This window comes from Magnetococcus sp. PR-3 (assembly GCF_036689865.1).
GTDB lineage: Bacteria > Pseudomonadota > Magnetococcia > Magnetococcales > Magnetococcaceae > Magnetococcus.
In genome coordinates this window covers 23,710-30,523 of sequence record NZ_JBAHUQ010000024.1, presented here as the reverse complement: position 1 = coordinate 30,523, position 6,814 = coordinate 23,710, and the positions used below count along the sequence as shown (strand labels likewise).

The following is a 6,814-nucleotide window of genomic DNA, read 5'->3' as shown; positions in this document are numbered from 1 at the left end:
GTTCCCAACGTGTTAGCGGTTCGTTGTGACCCCGCCGTGTTGGGAGGCCAGATAATGCGACAAACAGCCCCCCAGGTCAAACAAAAAATGAAGCTAAATTCACTTTTTATTGCTTTCGCCCTATATTCAACAGGTTACAGACGATCTTTTATAGGAACTCAACGTGGTCTCCATAGGGGCTTCACACTTAAACAGCCGATAACGGCCTAAAATAAAGTGCTCCCGTATGCGAAAAACCTGTCATGTGTCTGTAGGCGTACCAACCACACTACAGCATTTTCACCAAAAGGCGGATAAAAAAGCCCCCTACCCCACCGAAGCATTCCATTTAAACCGACAAATGCCCCCTGTAAGTGGCGCATTGTGTTCACACGAAACACCCATTTTTGCAAATCTTGGCGCCAACATACTCTGCCGCGCGCCCTTAATCTTGATCCATGGCCCTGTATCATTCTTAACCAAGCTTGCCTAAAAACCATAAAACCTCTCAAAAGCCCTTTCACATGAAATACCAAACATCCACAAGCACGTATGGATACAGAATTCAAAAGTCCAAACAGCACAGGCTTAAAAATAATCTAGCAGGCATACGTTTTTACGCTGTACCTACGTTGAGGATCTATACAGCAAGAACCCATCAAATCATTAAACAATATCTTTTGGCCCGAACATGAATCGCACAATGGAATGAAACAACCACTCTATGACGCTTAACAATAGATCTGCTGATCTACCTGTAAAAAACAGCACACACGATGATTCATGGAGGGGCATAGAAAAATCACCAATGCATGTTTAATGCATGGATGCTATCGAAGGGCAATCGTATTGAAGCATAGCGAGCACACCTACACCCAACCTCTCTTAATCAGGGGCATCTACTTTTAGGCGACGCCATCTCTCTAGATGAAGAGGCCTAGCATGGCAACGAACGAGACCGAATGATCTATCAAACTGGTCGAAAACATCGACCGGGCATTTTAGAGTTCTCCTGCTCTATAGAGAGAAGATCCATTGGGAGGTCTGGTTGAACGCGCTAAGCCTAGCTTTATAGAAAATGAACCCGTGCAATGAACCAACTCTTTCGTGAAACATCGCCCTCTCTATAAAGAGGGACCACGGGTAACCTTTAAGCGCAAACGAGAACAGGCCATCCATTAAACCCACCTTCTCTCTTTAGAGGGGGATTGATACCCCCCCCTCTAAAGAGAAAGAGGGTATATGGGGGCTGGCTGATCCAATGCAACAAAGCCATTACAAAATTAGCCATGGTCAGAGGTATAGCCATTTATGCCCCCCCCTTCTCTATAGAGAGAGGGTATACGCAGGTGTGGTGGATCTAATGGAATAGACACCTCCATCAGACATACCTCGTTCCGGTAGAGAGGATTTCATGCGATATCTCTCCTTCCTATACAATGAAGGAGCATGGTGGAGTCTGAGCGCGAACAAAAAAAAGACGATCCAAGGCACTCATCTCTATAGTGGGCATGTTATGAGAATTCCCCCTCTCTATAGAAAGAGGCTACCAGGAGAAATGAGCGTGAACGGAAACCCGCTATCTATGCAAGACGACCTGGGACAACGCCAGGATGTTTGATAAGACCTCCCCCTCTATAGAGGAAGAGGTCATAGCGCGCTAGTCGATCACATGGAATACGGTGATCTATAAAAACGGCTTTGCTCAGAGACAGGCTGTTTCATAAAATATCCCCCTCTATAGGGAGCGGGTCTTCTAGAAAGCTCTGGTTGATTAATGAAACCACGCTCTCCATAAAAAACGGTCTTGGTCTTGAGCCCATGCGTTTTAGGTGATCGCCCTCTTTATAGAGAGGGACCTCAGGTGGTGTTTAGACGCAAACGAGAACAAGCTACCCATTCCCCCCCTCTTTCTATAGAGAAGGTGTGTCATGAGAACTCCCCTCTCTATAAAGATGAAAGCCATAAGGGTAAATGAGCGTGAACGGAAACCTACTCTCTCTGCAAAATGGCCCAAAACAGAACCAGAACGTTTCATGCCCCCCCTCCCCCTCTATAGAGTGAGCATTCATAGCGCGCTAGTCGATCACATGGAATACGGTGATCTATAAAAACGGCTTTGCTCAGAGATAGGCTGTTTCATAAAAGATCCCCCTCTATAGAGAGCGGGTCTTCTAGAAAGCTCTGGTTGATTAATAAACCCATGCTCTCCCTATAAACCGTCGTGGTCAGGAGCCCATGCGTTTTAGGTGATCGCCCTCTATAGAGAGAGGGGCCATGGATGGCTTTATGAAGCAAACCGATGCGATCAAAGCGCCCATAAAAAAAACGCCCTGGTAAAACCAAGACGTTTTTTCAAAAACACAGCAGCCGCGTGAATAGATCAGGTTGCTTTGATCAACACAAATTCGGCCACAAATTTGACCCCAATATAGGCAAGTACTAAAAACAGGTAGCCCCAAACCGTCATACGTACCGCACGTCGCCCACGCCACCCATAAACACGATGCCCCACAAGCAGAGCCCCAAAGACCAACCAGGTGATCCAGGTAAAGACCACTTTATGGTTGATAACAAACCACTGCTCCAGCTGCTGGTGGGTGTAAACCATACCGGTAAGGATGCTTAAGGTCAGTAACCCCATGCCCCCAGCCACCATAAAGAAGAGATCCTGCTCCAGCTTCTCTAAAGAGGGCAGCACCCGGAACAGTCCATTAAACTGCTTCTTTTTAAGGGCGTGTTCTTGCCAGGCATCCAGCAACGCCAAAACCACAGCGATAGAAAAAAGCCCGTAGGCTGAGAGTGATAAAACCAGGTGAGAGACCAGAAGAGGATCGCCAATATGGCCCGTACCGTGGCCATCATCCCCAAGAAGTTTGGAGAGCAACAGAACCAAGACAAGCACAGGAAGTAAGACCAGCCCTACGGCCCTGGCCTCATTACGGTTAATGCGCCAACCGATGAGATAAAACCCACCCAAGACCAACGATATGGAAAAGAGTGAAGGGCCAAGACCCGTTGAGAAGAGCCCATGACCAGCAACAAGCGTACCCACAACCAGATAGCTTTGGACAAACCAAGCGATGGTTGCCCACCACCAACTGGAGAGGCATGCCTCTTTAATACCCCGTAGATGATTTCGAACCACAAGGAAGGCGGCGATGGCATAACCTATCACCACCAACCAGAACAGAACATCCGGCATCCCATTACTCCGCTTCGGTTTTCCGTTGACAGCGTGCGCTGTTCCACCCAGTTTTAGCCTACTGAGCTAAGGAGAATACCACGATGAAACCAACTTCACACCCCCCTGTGGCAGAAGAGCCCTGTGCACTTGTACTGGTCGCCGCTGGCCGCGGCACACGCTTTGGTCATGAGGTGCCCAAACAGTACCATTTAATTGATGAAGAACCGGTGATCTTACACACCATACGCCGTTTTCATCAGCACCCTTTGATCAGCCATATCATCCCCGTTATTGCCGATGGCGACCCCTACTGGCCCCAGTGGCAAACAACCTTTAACACCCTACCTAAACTGCAAGCACCTGTTTTAGGTGGGGCCGAACGGCAGGATTCAGTCCGTAACGGTATGGAAAAAGCCCAACAACTTGGGGTGCCCTGGGTTGCCATACACGATGCCGCCCGACCCTTAATGTCTCAAAATTTGCTGGACCGTTTAATGAAAGCCCGTGAACAGGCTGATGGTATTCTTACCGCTCTACCCGCCCATGACACGGTAAAACAGGTGGATGAAAAGGGCTTTGTGGTACGCACCATTGATCGACGAACCATCTGGCTGGCACAAACACCGCAGATTTTTCCCACCGACCTGATGCTCGACCTGCACAAACAAGCCCGTGAAAAAGGCTTTACCGCGACTGACGATGCCTCACTCATGGAGTGGGCCGGTAAACCGGTGCTTCCTGTTGAGGGAGACCCTCATCTATTAAAGATCACCCGTCCTGGAGATTTAGAGACGGTACGTGCACTTATTCAAGGTAAGGAGTAGAGGATGAACCTACGTATTGGACAGGGCTTTGATGTACACCGCTGGGTTGAAGACCGGCCGCTGATGCTGGGCGGGGTTCATGTTCCCCACACCATGGGTTTGCTGGGCCACTCGGATGCCGATGTGCTACTCCATGCCATATGCGATGCCCTGCTGGGGGCCATGGGGCGTGGGGATATTGGTCGCCATTTTCCCGATAACGATCCCCAATATGCCGGTATTGCCAGTATTAAACTACTGGAACAGGTCTACGGGTATATGCAGCAACAAGGGTGGACACTGGTTAACCTGGATGCCACGGTCATCTGCCAAAAACCCAAGCTCGCCCCGCATATTCCTAAAATGGAAGCAACCATTGCTCAAACCTTGGTGTGTGCTGAAGATCTGGTCAATATTAAAGCCACCACGACAGAAAAATTGGGCTTTACGGGCCGTAATGAAGGGGTTGCAGCCCAGTGTGCTGTTTTAATTCAACAGTAGAAGTGCGGGGGATTACATCTGGAAGTGGCTAAGCAGATCCACCATTTTTTTATTACCCTGGCAGAGTGTGTCAGCCTGATCATGTACCTCTTTACCCAGGGATTCCACCGTACGTACCGATTTGCGCATATCACCAATACGTTGTGAAATTTCAGCAAACAGATCCACGGAATCCGCCACCTGATCGCGGACCTGCTGCCCGCCACCCTCGGCAGCTTGTACCCGGCCAGTTGTATCAGTTATACCCGTAGAGACCCGCGCCACACTCTGGTTTACTGCACCAATACCCGTGGAGACCTCTGTAATATTATGGGCAATTTCCGTAATGGCCTGAGAGGCCTCCACCACTTGGCTGGAGACCTCAGCCGTTTCTGTCGAGGTCTCCTCCATGGTCCGGGAGACATCCTCTAATGTGCCTTGGAAGGTTAAAACCTCATCGACAATCTCTTCTATGGCGCTACTGACATTTTGAATGGTGGTCGCGACCTGCAGACTATCTTTGGTGACATTGCTGGTTTCGGCTTGGATGTTGGCAACTGTATCGGTAATCATTTTTACCGACTCGGAGGTCTGCCCAGCCAGCTCTTTAACCTCATTGGCTACCACCGCAAACCCTTTACCCGCCTCGCCCGCCCCAGCAGATTCAATAGAAGCATTGAGGGCCAACATGTTGGTCTGCTCGGCAATATTATTAATCATACCCACAACCTTGCTGATCTCATTGGTCATGGCGTCCAGTTGCTCCACCCGCCGAGCGGTCTCCTGGGCCTGGGTGTTGGCGCTATTGGAGTCCGCATTGGCTTGTTCACAGCGGGTTTGAATCGCCTCAATGGCTCCGCCCAAACCTAACACTGAGTGGGCCATATTGCGTACATTGCTGTTGCTGCGTTCTGCAGCCGATGCCACGGAAGACATGCTGGAAGAGGCCTCCTCGGATGCCGCAACCACCGTATTCAAGCTGGTTGATGCCTCCTCGGATGAAGCCGATATGCTGTTCATGGTCTCATCCATATCCTTCATGGTTGCTGCAATTTCACTTAGCCCTTGCGCCGTTTGTTCTGTGACCCCTTCAATCACCTGATTACTCTCGGATACCTGCTGGGCGGAGGATTCCACCACACAGGCGTTTTGGGTGGTTTCATCCATACGGCTTTGCATGGTGGTGGAGATATCCGATAACGTTTTAGCCGACGCCTGTCCTTCATTGGACTGCTGCTGAATCAGTTCAATCATCTCCCTCAGGCCGGTGACCATCTCAGCCATGGCACGCTGCACACTGCCTTTGGGTGCTTTGCGGCCACTCCCAGCTGCAGAGAGATCACCGTCGGCCACCCGTTGGGCCAACCTGGCCAAAAGTATGGGTTCATTCCCCAATATTTGTAGCAAATTACGAGAGATCACCAGTGCAAGCCCAATCGCCAACAGCACCGCCACCACGGTCACCCCCACCATGCGTAGCAGCACACCAGCATATTGATCGTTGGCATTTTGATGCGCATAATCTGCATTTTTAAGGAGCTGTTCCTGCAGTTGATCCATGGTATCTCGCACAGCCTCAAACTGACTGGCGGCATCCCCATAGGAGAGCTGTTGTGCCGCTTGGCGCAACGCGGCATCTGTTGAGGCGAGGCCCTGCAACACTTGATCGGTGGTAGCTGACCAAATTTTCCAATCTTTATCAAATGTTTGAAAATGCTTTCGCTCAATATCTGTCAATACAAGCTTGCGGTATTTATTCATCCGCGTCCACGCCTGTCCGCGGTTGGCAACAAAGGTCTCCTTAAACACTTTAAAGGTCGGATCTTCAAGGGGGGTTGATACCATGGAACGTTCGGCGACCAACGCTTGCTGGAGGTCCCGGTCGGCCTCCACCAGATAATCAATACTGGGCAGATAGACCCCAAAGCCCTCACCAATAATCCGGTGCAACACCCCGAGACTTTGGTGCCCTACAATACCCATAATAAGAATAAAAAGAGTTACACCTGCAAAAGCAGCCAACAGTTTTGCGCGCACCCCCCAAGAAGACATAACCACACCCTCCCCCACACACGGCACCGATTACTCAAAACTTTAATATCACCCTTCACCTCGTAAATAAGTATGCGCCCCAGCCCCTTTTTTTGGGAACCCTGAATAATTAAATGCCCATTAAACCTCAACGACCTAGCGTAATCCTGCCTGTATTTACCAATTTTTTGGTAGTTTTAATCCCCTTTTCACAGAACCAACGAAGCTGATCTCTACTCCAAGCAGTAGTGTAGAGTGATGCAAGGATGCTGCGCTTTGTTCGCCATTACCGATCAATGCATTTAAATATTGGTCGCGCGTTTCCCGCAGGAGA

The 6,814-nt window shown here is 49.8% G+C and carries 4 protein-coding genes; 2 read left to right on the top strand and 2 right to left on the bottom strand.

Annotation, left to right across the window (positions count from 1 at the left end; translation table 11 throughout):
- Window positions 1-2,362: 2,362 nt before the first annotated feature.
- On the bottom strand, window positions 2,363-3,184 hold the full coding sequence (locus V5T57_RS13785; protein ID WP_332891815.1) for a cytochrome C assembly family protein: 822 nt from the start codon (window positions 3,182-3,184) through the stop codon (window positions 2,363-2,365).
- Between the two features lie 83 nt (window positions 3,185-3,267).
- On the opposite strand from V5T57_RS13785, the gene ispD reads away from it, so the two are divergent.
- Together ispD and ispF are read left to right on the top strand one after the other, a co-directional pair.
- On the top strand, window positions 3,268-3,990 hold the full coding sequence (gene ispD, locus V5T57_RS13780) for a 2-C-methyl-D-erythritol 4-phosphate cytidylyltransferase (RefSeq protein WP_332891814.1): 723 nt from the start codon (window positions 3,268-3,270) through the stop codon (window positions 3,988-3,990).
- Between the two features lie 3 nt (window positions 3,991-3,993).
- Window positions 3,994-4,470 carry a 2-C-methyl-D-erythritol 2,4-cyclodiphosphate synthase gene (gene ispF, locus V5T57_RS13775; RefSeq protein WP_332891813.1) on the top strand — a complete coding sequence of 159 codons (477 nt, stop codon included), beginning with the start codon at window positions 3,994-3,996 and terminating at the stop codon, window positions 4,468-4,470.
- A 12-nt stretch (window positions 4,471-4,482) separates the two neighbouring features.
- Here the strand turns inward: ispF and V5T57_RS13770 are convergent, their stop codons facing one another.
- Window positions 4,483-6,501 (bottom strand): methyl-accepting chemotaxis protein, encoded by a 2,019-nt coding sequence (locus V5T57_RS13770; RefSeq protein WP_332891812.1) that lies wholly within the window; start codon window positions 6,499-6,501, stop codon window positions 4,483-4,485.
- Window positions 6,502-6,814: the final 313 nt, after the last annotated feature.

Bases quoted from the DNA above. Each gene is read 5' to 3' on its own strand.
- ispD (WP_332891814.1), top strand. From the start codon at position 3,268: ATGAAACCAACTTCACACCCCCCTGTGGCAGAAGAGCCCTGTGCACTT.
- V5T57_RS13770 (WP_332891812.1), bottom strand. From the start codon at position 6,501: ATGTCTTCTTGGGGGGTGCGCGCAAAACTGTTGGCTGCTTTTGCAGGT.
- V5T57_RS13785 (WP_332891815.1), bottom strand. From the start codon at position 3,184: ATGCCGGATGTTCTGTTCTGGTTGGTGGTGATAGGTTATGCCATCGCC.
- ispF (WP_332891813.1), top strand. From the start codon at position 3,994: ATGAACCTACGTATTGGACAGGGCTTTGATGTACACCGCTGGGTTGAA.